The sequence below is a fragment of the Shewanella sp. LC6 genome, from assembly GCF_006385735.2.
Classification (GTDB): Bacteria; Pseudomonadota; Gammaproteobacteria; order Enterobacterales; family Shewanellaceae; genus Shewanella; species Shewanella xiamenensis.
This window is the reverse complement of sequence record NZ_CP043902.1, coordinates 4,557,258-4,572,847: the sequence shown is the minus strand read 5'-3', so window position 1 is coordinate 4,572,847 and position 15,590 is coordinate 4,557,258. Positions and strand designations below refer to the sequence as shown.

Sequence of the window (15,590 nt, the reverse complement as noted above, 5' to 3'; positions counted from 1 at the left end):
TACGGGTGTTTTTTCTGCGCGATTTCACAATATTGATATCAGAACAAAGTGGAATGATTTTGGGGTGAAGTGTAAATTTGAAAATAGCCCTTGACCTTGGAGTAGGCTCTAAGGTTTATACTCGCTCCATCATATTGATTGTCAGTGTTGCTTGAGAAGATTCGAGTAAAACTGCAAAGGATTAACTATGTACCGAATTGGTGAGTTAGCCGATTTATGCGAGGTGAAGGCCGATACCCTCAGATTCTATGAGAAACACGGTCTACTTTCGCCTTCGAGCCGAACCGACTCTGGCTATCGGGTCTATACCGATGCCGACGCGGCGCGGCTGCGTTTTATTCTGCGGGCGAAGACGGTGGGTTTTACCTTAAGTGAAATCAGTGAGCTGTTGTCTATCGATCTTGATAAATCCAATTGGGTCTGTGCCGATGTAAAGGGCATGGTGGACCTCAAGCTGGCGCAGGTACAGGCGAAGATTGCCGAGTTATTGCATTTTCAAACCAGCTTACAGAGTCTGTCGGATGCCTGCTGCGGCGGGCCTCGTAGTGCCGAACATTGCTCGATTTTAGAGGCGCTAGAGTCGAGTACCGAACGAGTTCGCGTTGAGCATGATCATGGTGCAGTCCACAGAGCTACAACCCTAGATAAGTCAGGGAATTAATTATGTTACTGAAGAATTTTATCGATCTGTTTTTAGATTCCGCCCCTTGGCTGTTGCTTGGCTTGATTCTGGCGGGTTTACTTAAAGTATTCGTGCCTATGGCCTGGATGCAAAAGCAGCTCGGCGGACATGGCTTTAAAACCGTGGTCAAGGCAGCATTATTGGGCGCGCCTTTACCTCTGTGTTCCTGCGGTGTGATCCCCGCCGCCGTGGGGCTGCGCCGCTCTGGGGCATCGAAAGCGGCAACCACCTCCTTTTTAGTCTCCACTCCTGAAACTGGGGTTGACTCAGTAACGGTTTCCTACGTGTTACTCGGCCCTTTTATGGCAATAGTGCGCCCAATTGCGGCGATCACCAGTGCCATTGTTGCGGGCTTACTGGTGGGACGTGATGATGACGATGGCAAACCTGCGGTTAAGGCCGATTCCCAGTCAGACAAGGTTCAGTCAGACAAGGCATTAGCTAGCGCTGCGCCTGTCGCTTCATGCTGCGCCTCAAAATCCCCGTCACCAGAGACAGTGGTAAAAGCCGAAGCGGTAAAACGCTGCTGCGCCTCGACTAAGGCGCCTGCAATTACGCCGGTCAAATCTTCCTGTTGCGGCAGTGATAACGCGAAAGCGCCATCAACCGAACCGAAAATCAAAATGACACCTATGGCTAAGCCTAGTCTAATGGCAGTTAGTGGCTCAAGTATGGGCACTGTCGGTATGGTTAATGCGGCTAAAGTCAGTGCGGTCAAGGTTGAAAATGCTGGTTCATGCTGTGGCACTCAAACTGCCGCGCCTGAAAAAATAGTCGTAGTGAAGAAGGGCGCTTGTTGTGGTAGCTCAAGCGCGAAAACGGCTGAGAGCCATCAAGCCGAAGGCGAGAGCTGCTGTGCGTCGACTCAGGATATGGCGACTGAGTTGAAGTCTGAATCTGTGATTGCACGTATTGGTATTGGGCTTAAATATGCGGCGACGGATCTGGTGCGTGATACTACCCTCTGGCTGCTGGTGGGTTTATTCTTCGCAGCATTAGTACAAACCTATGTTCCTGCTGACTTTTTGGCTAAGTGGGGCGATGGGTTGCTGGCCATGCTGGTGATGGTGCTAGTGTCTGTGCCTATGTATATCTGCGCAACGGCTTCGACGCCGATTGCCGCGGGCTTGTTACTCGCTGGCGTGTCCCCCGGCGCCGTGCTGGTGTTTATGATGGCAGGTCCTGCAACCAATATCGCTACTTTAGGTGTAGTGACTAAGGAGCTGGGTAAGCGTGCGCTCTATGGCTATCTTGGCGGTGTGTTAGGTGTTGCCTTAATAGCTGGTGCCTTAGTGAACTATCTAGTGGCGAACTTTGGCTTTGAGGTAATGCCACAGATTGGTCATGAACACCAAATGCTACCAAGTTGGTTAGTGGCCACCTCGGGCATAGTACTGGCGTTGTTGATGGCGAAAGTGGTGTTTGAGAAGATCCCAAGAAGCTGGTTACGCCGCAGCGATTGCTGTTCATAGCGCTAACGCTAAATAAAAATCCCCAGCAATGACTGGGGATTTTTATGGTAAAGCCTAATGCGTATCGCTAGTGGCAAATAGCTTCCTTGCGATGCTTAGTCGTTTGTTAGTTCGACTTCTTAGCATCGATAAAGGGCAGAGTGCCCGTTGGTAAGACTGTGGTTGGTAGTTTTCCATCCCATTTCTCGGCCTTGGTCAGTTCGACAAGGTTTTGATTTTGTGCCAGAGCCTCGGCGCGGCTCTTAATCGCAGAGGCTTCAGCATCCCCTTTAATCCTAATACTTTCGGCCTCAGCCTTCGCGCGGGCGAGTTGTGAGTCTGCTTCCGCTTGCGCTTGGGTCACGGCGATTTGGGCGCTGACTCTTTCTTTCTCTAGGTTTTGCAGTTGGGTCTGTACTTCAACCTCTGCGCGCATCCTGTCTTCAACAGATTTCTCATAAGCGTTGGAGAAATCGATATTTTCAATCTGTACCGAGGTGATCTCGATTGGCCCTTTCACCGATTGGGTGATGGCATTGGTCACATCGATACCAAATTTGATCCGCTCCTGTACTACTGAAATTGCGGTGTATTTACCAAAAATGTTTTCAACTTGCGTTGGCACTTGGCGGTCGAGTAAGCGCGCCACCATGGCATCGATACTTTTGAAGTTGGCATAGACTTCTTCGACCCGATCCGGCGGTACGCTAAAGGTGACTGAAGCGTTAAGTGTCGCGGGTTGTTGGTCACGGCTATAGGCTTGTAGTGAACTGTAGCTAGTCGTGTGGGTTTGGGTTGAGATTTTTACTACGGTGTCAAACATGGGCAGTTTAAACCCAAGTCCCGGCTCTGCTGTACCAATGATCTTACCGTTACGTAGAATCACCCCGCGTTCACCTTGGTCAACCGTGTACCAACTACCAAAGAGTGAGATAAAGAGGATCAGTAAAATCACTAAAGGAATGATTTTAGACAGGCCAAAGGAACTTGGCAGGTTGAGTTCATTTTTTATCATTTAGCTTCCTTTGCTAGGGTCGTCGAGATGGGGTTGGAGTGATCGCGGATCGTGTTGATGATTATTTATATCGAGACGAAACGGTTGCTGCAAAATGTATCTTAATGGTTAACAGCTGGCAACAATCGGGTATCTAGCTTATCAATATGTGACAGTAATATCACAACTCATCCTTACACTGTAAATCTTATTGCGAATTATTCTCACCATGGCTAGAGTCCTGAAGATTCAAATTCTTCCATTGCTTTCATGCGTTTATCTTTTTATAGGATATACACCGAGCATAGGCAAATGGACTCGAATGCTAACGCTTTGTGGTGAGAGGAAAACATCCCGTGTTGCAACTTATATCTGTGTTAGCGACGCTGTTGGCCTGCTTGTTATTTTATGTGACGAATAAGCAGCAAAAACTATTTGCAAGCTCCCTTCCTAAGCGGCCTTGGCGGTTACTCGCCTATGCTTTTGCCTTTGCCAGTTTACTCGGTTGGCTCAGTCTCTTTACCCTTAGCGCCGCGATTTTTATTTGGTTAGCCCTGTTGATGTTATTGACGGGGTTAGTGCCTTTTGTCTCACTTTTGGGGCGTAAATAACTCATGGCACGTTTAGCTGAACAGGACAAATTACAACCTGACTGGTGGACTAAATCATTGGCGGGATTGATTTTAGGATTTACCTTTGCGCTTGGATTGGTGGGGTTATTTGCCTGGTTTGGCCCAGGCGGTATCGATGCCGATACTAAAGTGCAGTTCAACATGTGGCTGATAACGCCTATCTGGTTATTGATCTTAAGTTTTAGCTTTATGTTTAAAACCGGACTCAGGGCAATTGGCTACTTGGGCCTATTTAACATTTTGACTTATATAGTGTTATATACCTTTAGGTGACAAGGATGAAAGTTCGCAGTGATGTGTTACGGGTGTATCAGTCTATCCATATTTGGACTGGTATCATCGCCGGAATCGTATTGTTTATCGGCTTTTATGCTGGTTCGCTCACCATGTTTAAGGGGGCGATTGACGCTTGGTCAATGCCGCCAGCCCTAACTTTGCCTCAAGTGCCCGCTGACAAACTGGATGATTTAGTCGCGCAAGTGTTAGCGCAAGATGATAAGGCCAAAACTGGTTTTAGTTTGCACTTAAATGATGCGCATCAATCGCCGATGACCTGGTATCAACAGGGCTCGGAGCGTGAACTCAGCATGAGTCACCAGCTTTGGCATGCCAGTCTTGACGAAAATGGGCAGCTACTGACACAGTTAAGTACGCCCAGTGAGTTGGCTGAGCTGATTGACCAATTACATCGCACCGCGGGGATTGCCGGCGAAGTCGGTCACGATCAGGCAGGTGTCTATGTGTTGGGGATAGCCGCCGTTTTATACTTCTTAGCATTGGTTTCTGGGGTGATTTTTTTACTGCCCACCTTAACCAAAAGCTTTTTTGCTCTGCGTAAAGATAAAGGTGAGAGTCGTTTCTGGCTCGATGCCCATAATTTAGTCGGTATTACCAGTCTGCCATTTCATTTAGTGATTAGCCTTACTGTAATAGTGTTTGCCTTCCATGATCAGCTTTACGATGGGCTTAAGCAGGTGGTTTATGGTGAAAAACCGCTCTTTGTCCAGCCCGCGCCTGACAGAACGCCCTATACACTTGCCGATTTGCCAAAGGTCACCACTGTGTTAGCCAAGGTGCAGCAAATCGCCCCCGATTATCAAGTGAATGAAATGACCTTTATGAACTTGGATAATCCCCGTGCGACCTTGCGCTTGGGGTTATATAACCCCAATGGTTTTATGCGTGGACCCGTCACTGATTATTTATATCTGCATCCTTACAGTCTTAAGGTGTCCAACAGCACGATTGACCAAAGTGACAAGGGGATTTGGGCTAGAACGGTCGCAGTATTCTTTGGATTACACTTTGGCAGTTATGGTGGCGATCTCGGGCGCTGGGTGTATTTCTTCTTAGGTTTGAGCGGCGCTTTTTTATTTTACAGTGGCAACCTGCTGTGGCTGGAAAAACGCCGTAAAAAGCAGGCCAGTGAACAAACCCGTGCTTGCCGTTTAATGGCCAGTGCCACAGTGGGGATTTGCTTAGGCTCCGTTGCCGCCTTAACGATAAGTATGTTGCTGGGTAAATGGTTTTACGCGCATGTGAGCAATATTAACCACGTCTATTTGTGGCTGTATTATCTGGTGTTTGGATTGCTGGTGGCTTACGCCTTTTGGCGTGGTGCAGCCAAGGCGGCGCTACTGATTTTGCCTTTGTGCGGCTTGGCTACATTGGCGATGCCAATCACGTCTCTAGTTGCGGTATTCGCGCCAAGTTTAGGCTTATGGGCGCCTTATTCTTCAGCGACTTTGGGCGTTGATCTGGTGGCGTTGGCCTTTAGCGGGGTGTTCTTTTATGGTTACAAGCTGACTCGCCATCGGGTGCTTAATGGGCCGCAGGACAGTATCTGGGCCATTTCCGCTACAGTGCCAGTGGCAGAACTCACCCAGCAAACATCGTAATAGCAATGGGCGCCGTTATCGACGCCCATTACTATTTATCGGATGCAGATGACTCAACATTAACGGCCCTGGACTAAGCCTTCGCTGCGGGTAGGCGAGCTTTACTTCGGGCCAGTAAGTGCGCACTGAGGTAGCAAGCCGTGACTAAAAAACTTGCGGCTAAATACAGTGGTAAGCCATGTTCTACATCATCGAAACGACTGGCGGCAACCGGACCAATAACCGAACCCACAGAATAGCTGAGCAACATAATCTGAGTGGCGGAGACGATTTGGCTGCTGGGTAAATGATCGCACGCCAGACTGATGGCGATGGGATAGAGAGCAAAGGCGCAGGCGCCGAGTAACACAAAACCCAACCATAATCCCACAAGCGATGTTTGCATCAGTAACAACAGCGCCGCAGCACCCACTAAGCAAAAGGCGGTCATCAACACACTCTTTTGAATGCGGGGAGATAAATAGCTCACTAAGGGCTGGACTATCATGCCGCCCAAGATAATTAGCGCCATAAATTGCCCGGTTTGCTGGGCAAAACCCATGTCTCGCGACACATACACAGGCAATAAGCCGTAGATGGGGCCTAGTAATAATCCCGAGACTAAACAGCCGATCACGGCGGGTTTACTTAAGGTTTTTAGGTCGGAAAGGGCAATAGCGTGTTGTTCACTGGACTGTGGTTGGCCACGTTTAACCAACAGTGCAGGCAAACTGGCGGCGGCCAGCAAACCGATCACCACCAAGTAGGGTAAATTACCCGTGGTGCCTAAATAATCTACGGCGAGTTGCCCGATGGCGGTGCCACCGTAGAGGGCGGTCATATATAAACCTAAACGTTTTGCCCGTTGTTTTTGGGTATCGGCCATTAGTAACCAGGATTCAACTACCACAAAAATCCCCGCCACGGCGATGCCTGCAATCAAGCGTGCTGCTAACCAAACACTGCTCTGTGGCAGCAAAACCATCACCACAACGCTGCACAGTAAGATATTTAAGAACAAAATAAAGGCCTTACTGTGCCCTATGCGGCTGACAATCGGTGCAATACAAGGTGCGCCCAGTAATAAGCCAAGGTAGAAAATACTCGCCAGCCAAGGAGCAAGATCAAGGCTCAAATCAAAGTAAGTGAGTGAGAGTGGGATCAAACTCATCAAGTAGCCTGACGCTAAAGCAAATAGACTAAGTCCTGCCACTGGAACAAACAGCCCTGGCTTTTGATTGGGTTGAGCTAACAGCGTATTTTCCACAAGCGGTACCAAAACAGGTAAAAAAAATAAACAGAAGGCACGATTACGGTCGCGACTCTAGGCTGGATTGCTGACGGGGTAAAGTGAGTTAGATTGACTGAGATGGTGAATAATATTTGTGTTTATTATTCATATAGATATTGAAGTTTAAATGTTATTGGTTTGGGTGAAAAAGCAACATTCAACGCGTTGTTTGGTGATCACTTACTTATCAGAACGAACAAAATCTAATCTCGAAATATTAACACGCTCTAGTGCTCATAAGCTTTGTTATTAGCGATGAAAAGTCAGTGGGATGATTATCTGGATGTTATGCAATTAATTAGCATTTTATATTGTTAAAAATTAATATTAAATTAAGGCTTTTATCACTTTGAATTACGCTGTGATTTGATCTTTGTCATAGTTTTAAATATTTATTTAGTTACAGCTTTATCAAGCTTTTGTAGTATTTTTATCCGTTTGAAAGTTTTGTTCATCACTTAAGATCAAAAATAGGTGGTTTTTATCGCGAAAATGGGTTTTTTGCGTTTTAAGTCTTAGCATTTTGTTGTTGCCATGTAGCTAAAGTACAAAATAAACTGCTTTTACTAGTGTGACCTATGCCCTAAATTTGCTAGAAAAAATAATGGTATGAAGGTAGTAGTCACCATGTCCTTAACGCAATCAACGTCGGTTCCCCCTAATCATTCGCCCGCCAATACTGGGCTTGAAAAGAAAAATATGCTGGTCTTAATGGCGGATATTGTGCTGCTATTTGCACTGTATTACGGATTACCCTTTGAGCAGGGAGTGAATACGGGGCTTGCGATTTTAGTCTTTGCAGCCATTCTGTGGTTAACCGAAGCGATTCATATCAGTATTACTGCGATTTTAGTGCCTATTTTGGCGGTATTCTTTGGGGTATTTGAAACCAAAGAGGCCATGAGTAACTTTGCCAATCCAATTATCTATCTATTTTTCGGTGGTTTTGTGCTTGCAGCTGCATTGCACAATCAAAAGATTGATACCTTAATCGCGCAAAAATTACTGCTGGCCTCTAAAGGCAAGCTGAGTATTGCCTGCTTAATGTTGTTTGGGGTAACTGCGCTGCTGTCGATGTGGATCAGTAATACCGCAACCACGGCAATGATGCTGCCTCTGGCACTGGGAATTTTGCAGCAATTAGATCGTAAAACCTATCACAGTACCTATGTGTTCCTATTATTGGGGATTGCCTATTCCGCTAATATCGGCGGCATTGGTACTTTAGTCGGCAGTCCGCCCAACGCGATTGCCGCAGCGCAGGTGGGGTTAAGTTTTAGCGATTGGCTAAAATTTGGCATTCCAACCGTGATCTTAATGCTCCCAATGATGCTCATTGCGCTCTATTGGTACTTTAAGCCAGACTTGTCGGCTAAATGCGAGCTTGCACTTGAAGATCAAAAGCTCACGTTCCAAGGAAAACTGACGCTGGTTATTTTCCTTGCGACCGTATGTTGCTGGATTTTCAGTGTGCCGTTGGCAAAAGCACTTGGCGGAATAACTCAGTTTGATACCGTCGTTGCACTCGGTGCTGTGGTATTACTGGCGGGGCTCGGCTTAGTTGGTTGGAAAAAAATTGAATCGACTACCGACTGGGGCGTGTTGATTTTATTCGGTGGCGGTTTGACCTTGAGTGCCGTGCTCAAAACTACCGGTACCAGTGTGTTCCTCGCGCACTGGATGACGGATATTTTTGGCAGCACCCACATGTCGCTGTTTGTGTTTGCGGTGATCGCCTTTGTGGTAATGCTAACCGAATTTGCCAGTAATACCGCGAGTGCGGCGCTGTTAGTGCCTGTATTTGCGGCGATTGCCGAAGCATTGGGGGTATCTCCCGTCATGCTATCCGTGCTAATTGGTATTGCAGCTTCCTGCGCCTTTATGTTGCCAGTGGCGACGCCGCCTAACGCTATTGTTTACGGCTCTGGCCATATCAAGCAGTCGGAAATGGTGCGGGTGGGTATGATAGTTAACTTCCTCAGCATGATAGTGCTGGGCATTATTGCTCACACCTTCTGGGAAGTGTAATCGCCTCTGATTCATCCAAATAAAAATACCCAGCTCAGCTGGGTATTTTTATGGGCGAAGCACACATTAACCATAACGTTTTAACCATTGATCGAACGCTGGCTTAGGTAAGGCTCCTGCTTGCTGCGCGAGGAGTTGTCCCTGCTTGAAAATCATTAAGGTGGGAATGGAGCGAATATTAAATTGAGCCGCAAGTGCTTGTTGTTCTTCAGTATTGATTTTACCGAAGCGGAATCTTGGCTCCCATACTTTTGCGGCCTCAGAAAATATAGGTGCAAAACTCTTACAGGGGCCGCACCAGCTGGCCCAAAAATCAACAACTAAGGGCAACTCTGATTTATGGGCATGATTGATAAAATTGGCACTTGTGAGTTCAATCGGAGCTGCCGCAAACAGATTCTGTTTGCATTTGCCGCAGGTCGGCTGCTCAGTTAACCGCTCTTGGGGCACGCGGTTTAAGGTGTCACAGTGGGGGCAAGCGATAATCATAATCTGGCTCCTAAGCTCGGGGATAATCTAGATATGGGGTTGAATAAGTCGAATTTAAAGGAGGATAGGATCAAGCAAGATTGGTATAAGCCACAAAATCCCTACGGCACGCCGACAAGTAGGAGTGCCGATGTTAGAATAAGCACTTTGATAAATCACTGTGTTAAGTGAAGAGTAAGAGATTAATTAAATGACTGAATTAGAAATAATCGATCTGGTTGTCGGTGATGGAAAAGAGGCTGTAAAAGGCGCGTTGATCACTACCCAATACCGCGGTTTCTTGCAGGATGGTACGCAGTTCGATTCCTCCTACGACCGTGGTCAGGCATTTCAATGTGTGATTGGGACTGGCCGAGTGATTAAAGGTTGGGACCAAGGGATTATGGGGATGAAAGTGGGCGGCAAACGCAAGTTATTGGTGCCAGCTCATTTAGCCTACGGCGAGCGCCAAGTTGGGGCTCATATTAAACCCAATTCTGATCTCACTTTTGAAATCGAATTGTTTGAAGTGCTGACTCGCGACTAAGTATGACAAGATAGTAAGAGTCTGTGTAAGCTCGATAGGGCGAGTATGATCTAGGGTCTTCTCGTCCTCCTCACTATGTCACTTCGGCATTGTTTGTTTTACACTGGACGAGGTTTCCCCACGTTAAGGAAAGAGATTTTTCTGTGGCATCGGATACGGCAGCAGAACAGATTAAGCAACTTCAGGCCGAAATTGCTCAGCTTCAACGTGAAAACGCTCAATTAACGGCGTTGAATCGTCGTGCCGAAGAGAAACTATTCGCCGCCCTTGATGGCAATGGTTTGTGCTTATGGGAACAGCATATTCCAAGTGGGAATTTAACCATTTTCAATATGCGCTGGGGCGAAATGCTCGGTTTTAGCCCCGATGAGTTAGCAGCCCATGTTGATATCTGGAAAAGCAAATTACACCCAGAAGATAAAGACTGGGTAATCAAAGCTTTTGAAGACCATGTGAATGGCAAGGCCGATTATTATCAGGTCGTACATCGCATGCTGCACAAAGATGGCAGCATCACTTGGGTGTCGGATCGTGGCCGCATTGTTGAGCGTCTACCCGATGGCACGCCGCTGCGGATGATGGGCAGCCATATCGATATCACTCAAGAAAAGCGCTACGAGCTGGATTTAGCTCGGTTAGCCCATAGCGATCCGCTCACCAACCTAATGAACCGCCAAGCCATCACTAAGGCCTTCGATGAGTTATTGCAACCCGGCCAGCGTGGGGCGTTATTCTTTATCGATCTTGATGGTTTTAAAGCTTTAAATGATCACCATGGTCACAAGTTTGGCGATAACTTATTGGTGCATGTGGCGCATTCCTTAGTGGAGCATTCGGGCGTGCAGGCGAAGATCGCGCGGCTCGGCGGGGACGAGTTTGTGATTGTCCTGCCCACTTCGGATATCGACGCCTTAGGTATGCTCGCGCAATCCTTATTGGATGTTTATCGACAACGTTTCTTACTCGATGGTTGCGAGGTGGCGATTAGCCTGAGTATTGGTATCGATATTTTTGAGTACGGTGATCGTTTTGCTCAAAGCTGCGATCGCGCCGATGCCGCTATGTATCGTATTAAACACCAAGGGAAAAACGGCTACAGCTTCTCTCGGAATGAGAGCGCTATTGACCGTTAATCGGCGGCAGATGCGCCTAGCTTGCGCGTTTTTATAAAGCGATATTTCACAGCTGACAGCCCCACACCTCAACGGCGGCATCTTGTTTGTTCGGTGGGCCAATCCAATGACTCATGGCTTGGCACTGCGTCTTCCCCGAAGCCTGAGTGAAGCACAGCTCAAAATCCCCCGCCTCGGGTGTGCGCCCTAGGCGTAATCTCGGTAGCACGGGCAACTTAGGTTGATAATGCCAACTGCCATTGTTAAACACCGCATCATCTGGGATTTCCATACCCGCACCTGTACCTTTCACTCTGGCTTCAACTAACACTAAGCCTTGCGGTGTGAGCTGATAATCTTCTTCCCAGCGGATTTTTTCGATGCTGTGGTTCCACGCGAGGGTGAACTGCTCTGTGGGCACCTGTGCCCACAGTGTGCCAGCTAGGCCTAAACATAGACCTAGCATGTTATTGCCTTACCTTCGCATAAAATTCCAAAACATTACCCCTGCTCGGCAAGACGTTTCAGTTTGCGCGCTCTAAGGCTGTGCTGCACGATAAAGAGTAGCGCCAGACCAAAGCCGATTTCATCACTGAGCGGTGTCGCAAGGATTAAACTGGCTCCTGCAAGGAAGCCGATAACGCGCTCCCACCAATAGAGTTTTTGCAGTAAGAAACCGGTGAAGATCACGCCCCAGATACCAATGCCTACGGTGGCTTTTAACATCACAAAACCCGTTGCCAACCAGCTATCGCTTTGCAGCATGAGTGCTGGATCGTAAACCGCCATAAAGGGGATCACAAAGCCTGCGATAGCGATGCGAATCGCCCACAGACTGATCTTAAGCCCCGATTCCTTTGCGATTGGCGCGGCCGCAAAACAGGCTAAGGCAACGGGAGGTGTTAAGTCAGCCATAATTCCGAAGTAAAACACAAACATATGGGAGACGATCAGCGGTACACCTAAGTCCAGCAGGGCGGGTGCGGCAATCGAGCTGGTAATAATGTAGTTAGGGATGGTGGGTATTCCCATACCTAATACCAGACAGGTGAGCATGGTTAATACTAGGGATAAGAACAGGTTATCCTGCCCTACGGCGAGAATATAGCTGGCAAAAGTAGAGGCAATCCCCGTGAGCGAGACAATACCGATGATCGCTCCCACTAAGGCGCACGCAATCCCAACTGGTACGGCATGGCGTGCACCTTCGACCAATGCATGTAAGCAAATAGTCAGAGTATCTTTACCGCCCTTGATAAACCAACAGATGGCCACGAGTATGGCAATGACTCCAAATACCACGCCAATCCCCATCTGGAAGAAGCCTGCGCACAGCACGCCAAGGGCAATCCAAAAGGCAAAACGTAAGGCATTAGAAGGCAGGCGCAGCACAATGGCTGAGCCTAAGATCACTATCGAGGTCAGCGCTAAACCGACCATGCCCGAGAACAGCGGTGTTCTGCCAGAAAACAGTAAATAAACCAAAATAAACAACGGAATAAGCAGATACCAACGCGCTTTAACCGCCGCCCAAGGATCGGGACACTGATCTTTGGGCAAGCCACAAAGATTGGCGCGTTTGGCTTCTAAATGCACCATCCAAAAAACGGAGCAAAAATACAGTAACGCTGGCAGCAAGGCGGCTTTGGCGATTTCAATAAACGGCACGTTAATGGTTTCGGCCATGATAAAGGCCACTGCGCCCATAATCGGCGGCATGATTTGGCTACCCATACTGGATGTGGCTTCAACACCACCGGCAAAGGCAGGGCGGTAACCAAAGCGTTTCATCAGAGGAATGGTAAATTGTCCAGTGGTCACCACGTTGGCGACGCCCGAGCCTGTGATTGTTCCCATCATCGCCGAGGAAACCACGGCGACTTTGGCCGGGCCACCCAGTTTATGGCCGAATAAGCCCATCGCAAAATCGGTAAACAAACGGATCATGCCTGCTTGTTCTAAAAAGGCACCAAACAAAATAAACAGGAAGATATAAGTGGCCGACACATAAGTTGGAGTGCCATAAAGCCCCTCGGTGCCAAAGGATAACTGGTTGATTATTTGATCAACGCCATAGCCGCGGTGCATTAAGTCGCCGGGGAGGTATTGGCCGAATAAGCCATAGGCTAAGAAAATACAGCAAATGATTGGTAATGCCCAACCCATCACCCGCCGTGCAGCTTCAAACACTAAGACAATCAACACCACGCCAATCACCATATCGGCATCGGTTAATTCACCCGAACGTTGGATCAAGTCGGCCTCAAAAATCCATTGATAGGCGGCCGTTGCCATGCCCGCAAGGCCAAGCAACCAAGCTAAGGGTTGCCAAGGTCGAGCTTTGCCCACGGCGGGATAACTTAAAAAAACCACTAAAAGTAAAAAACCAACGTGGGTTGCCCGTAGCACTTGGGTCGATACGGGGTGAAATGCGGCGGTAATGATTTGAAAAATGGAGAAAATAAGTGCCGTATAAAACAGCGCTTTGGGCCAGTCACTGGTGCTTGCACCTAGGCCTTGTTCGGAATCGCTCATATTTATGCCTCACAGCATTAGACAACAGAGGTCGACGCAGCACTTGGGTAAATCACCCAAGTGCTTAGTTGGAAAAGGGGCGCTCAGATTGAGGTTACACCCTTAGAGTGCGCCAACTTCTTTGAAATAACGCTCCGCACCAGGGTGCAGTGGCGCTGGTAGGTTTTTGGTCGCTTTGTCTAATTGAATCGCTTTTGCCGCTGAGTGCGCATTACCGAGACGATCTAAATGTTCAAACATCAGTTTGGTCATCTGATAGGCTAAATCGTCTGACACTCCCGCGTGAGTGACAAATAGGTTTTGAATCGCAACCGTTGAGACATCAGCAGTTTGACCTTCGTAGGTCGACGCGGGGATGACTCCATGCTGATAGGCAGGATTATTTATTTTGAGGATCACATCTTCGGGAACTTCAACAAAGTTGATTGGCATCGTCGCAGCTAAATCACGGATCGCCGCCATCCCTAAGCCCGAGGATTGTAAGGTTGCATCTAACTGACGGTTTTTAATCAGCTCAACGGATTCAGCGTAAGGTAAAAACTCAACCTTGCCCATATCCTCATAGCTTAAACCAGCCGCTTTGAAGATGGCGCGAGCATTGAGTTCAGTACCCGACTTAGGTGCACCGACAGAAATACGTTTACCTTTTAAATCAGCTAAGGTTTTGATACCTGATTCTTTACTCGCCACTATTTGAATATAGTTAGGATAAGCGGCTGCGAGCACGCGAACCTTATCTAACGGTTTTTTAAAGCCTGCATCGGCATCGCCCTGATAGGCCGCAGCCACTGAATCACCTAAGGCTAAGGCCAGCTCACCACGACCGGCTTGCAGCAAGTTAAGGTTTTCAACCGAGGCTTTAGTGGCTTGTACTGAGGTCTTCGCGTCTTCAATACCTGTACCATAAAGTTGCGACAGTGCCACACCAATCGGGTAATACACACCACTGGTACCACCGGTCAGAATATTGATAAAGGCAGGTGCGGCCGCCATCGTGGCTGCACTGAGTGAGAGAGTTAAAGCTGCGCCCACGGCGATAAAACGTTTGTTGATTTTCATGCTTAAATATCCTTATTTTTTATTGTGTTATATAGGGTAAGAACAATATATACCATTGATTATTTATTTTAGTATCAGACCTTATATACCCAAAACTGTTCAAAATACAAGCTTTGACACGCCTTTCGATACAAGCTAGACAGTGAGTTTTTACGGCTAATGTGCCGAGTTAATCGGTGTAACCATGAGTCGATAATGCGTAGATTACATCTGCATCTAGGAACATATCGGCAAGTGTGTTGCGTTCAGAATGTGTGGATTTAGGTGAATAAAACCATAGCAAAAGACTCAAGCATTGTAGATATTGCTTTAGTCTAGGTGAGGTCCTAAATAAAGGCGTTCTAGCTTATTAATGTTTAAAAAATCAGTATGTTAGCGTTTTTGTGTTTGCGAAATAAATTATCGTTAAGTGGGTGAGAATAAAAAACGGGCTAATAAAAAGGGCTAACCGTAGTTAACCCTTAATCAAGATATTGGAAGCGCACCCTAAGGTGTCACAATATTACTTAACGTTATCGAGGAGGCCTTTAGTCGCGTTTTTGGCGTGCTTTGCAGCGCGTTTTTCCTTGATCGACATTAACGGCTTTTTCTTGGCCTCTTTGCGATTTTTTTGCTCTTTACTCATAGTTAACTCCATGTACTTTCAGTGGTTGTTCATCAGGCTAATCATGTAAGCCATTTGCATAAAACCCGTTCCATGATGTCCTGATTAAAGCGAAACGTTTAAACTCGAATTACACCATTTTTAAATCACAACTATTTAAAACGATTGGTAATTTATTTGAATTTGTTTGCCTCTCTGAGCTGTACTCGCAAAATAATCTTATCACCGAAATCCTAAGGAAGATCCACTCGCTGCTTAGAATAATTCACGCTAATGCTAGTGCTAATCTGTATATAAAATATGCGGTTCA

Annotated in this window: 15 protein-coding genes; 8 read left to right on the top strand and 7 right to left on the bottom strand. The window is 47.3% G+C overall.

What is annotated here, in order from left to right; all coding sequences use genetic code 11:
• The first annotated feature begins 187 nt into the window (after window positions 1-187).
• Both zntR and FJD32_RS20490 read left to right on the top strand, forming a co-directional pair.
• Complete coding sequence (gene zntR, locus FJD32_RS20495) at window positions 188-661, top strand: Zn(2+)-responsive transcriptional regulator (RefSeq protein ID WP_055648703.1); 474 nt, start codon at window positions 188-190, stop codon at window positions 659-661.
• Between the two features lie 2 nt (window positions 662-663).
• Window positions 664-2,154, top strand: coding sequence for a permease (locus tag FJD32_RS20490; RefSeq protein WP_181159793.1), 1,491 nt, complete (start codon window positions 664-666; stop codon window positions 2,152-2,154).
• A 106-nt stretch (window positions 2,155-2,260) separates the two neighbouring features.
• Here FJD32_RS20490 and FJD32_RS20485 read toward each other — a convergent pair whose 3' ends face one another.
• Complete coding sequence (locus FJD32_RS20485) at window positions 2,261-3,148, bottom strand: SPFH domain-containing protein (RefSeq protein ID WP_037413580.1); 888 nt, start codon at window positions 3,146-3,148, stop codon at window positions 2,261-2,263.
• Between the two features lie 335 nt (window positions 3,149-3,483).
• Between FJD32_RS20485 and FJD32_RS20480 the strand changes: the two genes are divergently transcribed.
• The 3 genes from FJD32_RS20480 to FJD32_RS20470 are packed head-to-tail and all read left to right on the top strand — an operon-like array spanning window position 3,484 to window position 5,657.
• Window positions 3,484-3,738, top strand: a complete 255-nt coding sequence (locus FJD32_RS20480) for a hypothetical protein (RefSeq protein ID WP_037413578.1) — start codon at window positions 3,484-3,486, stop codon at window positions 3,736-3,738.
• Window positions 3,739-3,741: 3 nt separating this feature from the next.
• Window positions 3,742-4,032, top strand: a complete 291-nt coding sequence (locus FJD32_RS20475; protein ID WP_140906840.1) for a hypothetical protein — start codon at window positions 3,742-3,744, stop codon at window positions 4,030-4,032.
• 5 nt (window positions 4,033-4,037) lie between these two features.
• Window positions 4,038-5,657: a PepSY-associated TM helix domain-containing protein gene (locus FJD32_RS20470; RefSeq protein WP_055648701.1), complete on the top strand. Its 1,620-nt coding sequence runs from the start codon at window positions 4,038-4,040 to the stop codon at window positions 5,655-5,657.
• A 73-nt stretch (window positions 5,658-5,730) separates the two neighbouring features.
• Here the strand turns inward: FJD32_RS20470 and FJD32_RS20465 are convergent, their stop codons facing one another.
• On the bottom strand, window positions 5,731-6,903 hold the full coding sequence (locus FJD32_RS20465; protein ID WP_047535132.1) for an MFS transporter: 1,173 nt from the start codon (window positions 6,901-6,903) through the stop codon (window positions 5,731-5,733).
• Between the two features lie 651 nt (window positions 6,904-7,554).
• Here FJD32_RS20465 and FJD32_RS20460 point away from each other — a divergent pair.
• Window positions 7,555-8,955, top strand: a complete 1,401-nt coding sequence (locus tag FJD32_RS20460; protein ID WP_037413570.1) for a DASS family sodium-coupled anion symporter — start codon at window positions 7,555-7,557, stop codon at window positions 8,953-8,955.
• A 66-nt stretch (window positions 8,956-9,021) separates the two neighbouring features.
• Here the strand turns inward: FJD32_RS20460 and trxC are convergent, their stop codons facing one another.
• Window positions 9,022-9,444 (bottom strand): thioredoxin TrxC, encoded by a 423-nt coding sequence (trxC, locus tag FJD32_RS20455; RefSeq protein WP_140906839.1) that lies wholly within the window; start codon window positions 9,442-9,444, stop codon window positions 9,022-9,024.
• Window positions 9,445-9,634: 190 nt separating this feature from the next.
• Between trxC and FJD32_RS20450 the strand changes: the two genes are divergently transcribed.
• Both FJD32_RS20450 and FJD32_RS20445 read left to right on the top strand, forming a co-directional pair.
• Entirely contained in the window at window positions 9,635-9,970 is a 336-nt protein-coding gene (locus tag FJD32_RS20450; RefSeq protein ID WP_140906838.1) for an FKBP-type peptidyl-prolyl cis-trans isomerase, read from the top strand.
• A 143-nt stretch (window positions 9,971-10,113) separates the two neighbouring features.
• Window positions 10,114-11,103, top strand: coding sequence for a diguanylate cyclase (locus FJD32_RS20445; RefSeq protein WP_140906837.1), 990 nt, complete (start codon window positions 10,114-10,116; stop codon window positions 11,101-11,103).
• Window positions 11,104-11,149: 46 nt separating this feature from the next.
• On the opposite strand, the gene FJD32_RS20440 is transcribed toward FJD32_RS20445, so the two are convergent.
• From FJD32_RS20440 to FJD32_RS25285, 4 genes are all read right to left on the bottom strand, one after another.
• Window positions 11,150-11,548 (bottom strand): DUF1850 domain-containing protein, encoded by a 399-nt coding sequence (locus FJD32_RS20440; RefSeq protein WP_140906836.1) that lies wholly within the window; start codon window positions 11,546-11,548, stop codon window positions 11,150-11,152.
• Window positions 11,549-11,583: 35 nt separating this feature from the next.
• Complete coding sequence (locus FJD32_RS20435) at window positions 11,584-13,617, bottom strand: TRAP transporter permease (protein WP_140906835.1); 2,034 nt, start codon at window positions 13,615-13,617, stop codon at window positions 11,584-11,586.
• Between the two features lie 102 nt (window positions 13,618-13,719).
• Window positions 13,720-14,676, bottom strand: a complete 957-nt coding sequence (locus FJD32_RS20430) for a TAXI family TRAP transporter solute-binding subunit (RefSeq protein WP_037427369.1) — start codon at window positions 14,674-14,676, stop codon at window positions 13,720-13,722.
• Window positions 14,677-15,178: 502 nt separating this feature from the next.
• Window positions 15,179-15,301 carry a hypothetical protein gene (locus FJD32_RS25285; RefSeq protein WP_037413559.1) on the bottom strand — a complete coding sequence of 41 codons (123 nt, stop codon included), beginning with the start codon at window positions 15,299-15,301 and terminating at the stop codon, window positions 15,179-15,181.
• Window positions 15,302-15,590 lie beyond the last annotated feature (289 nt).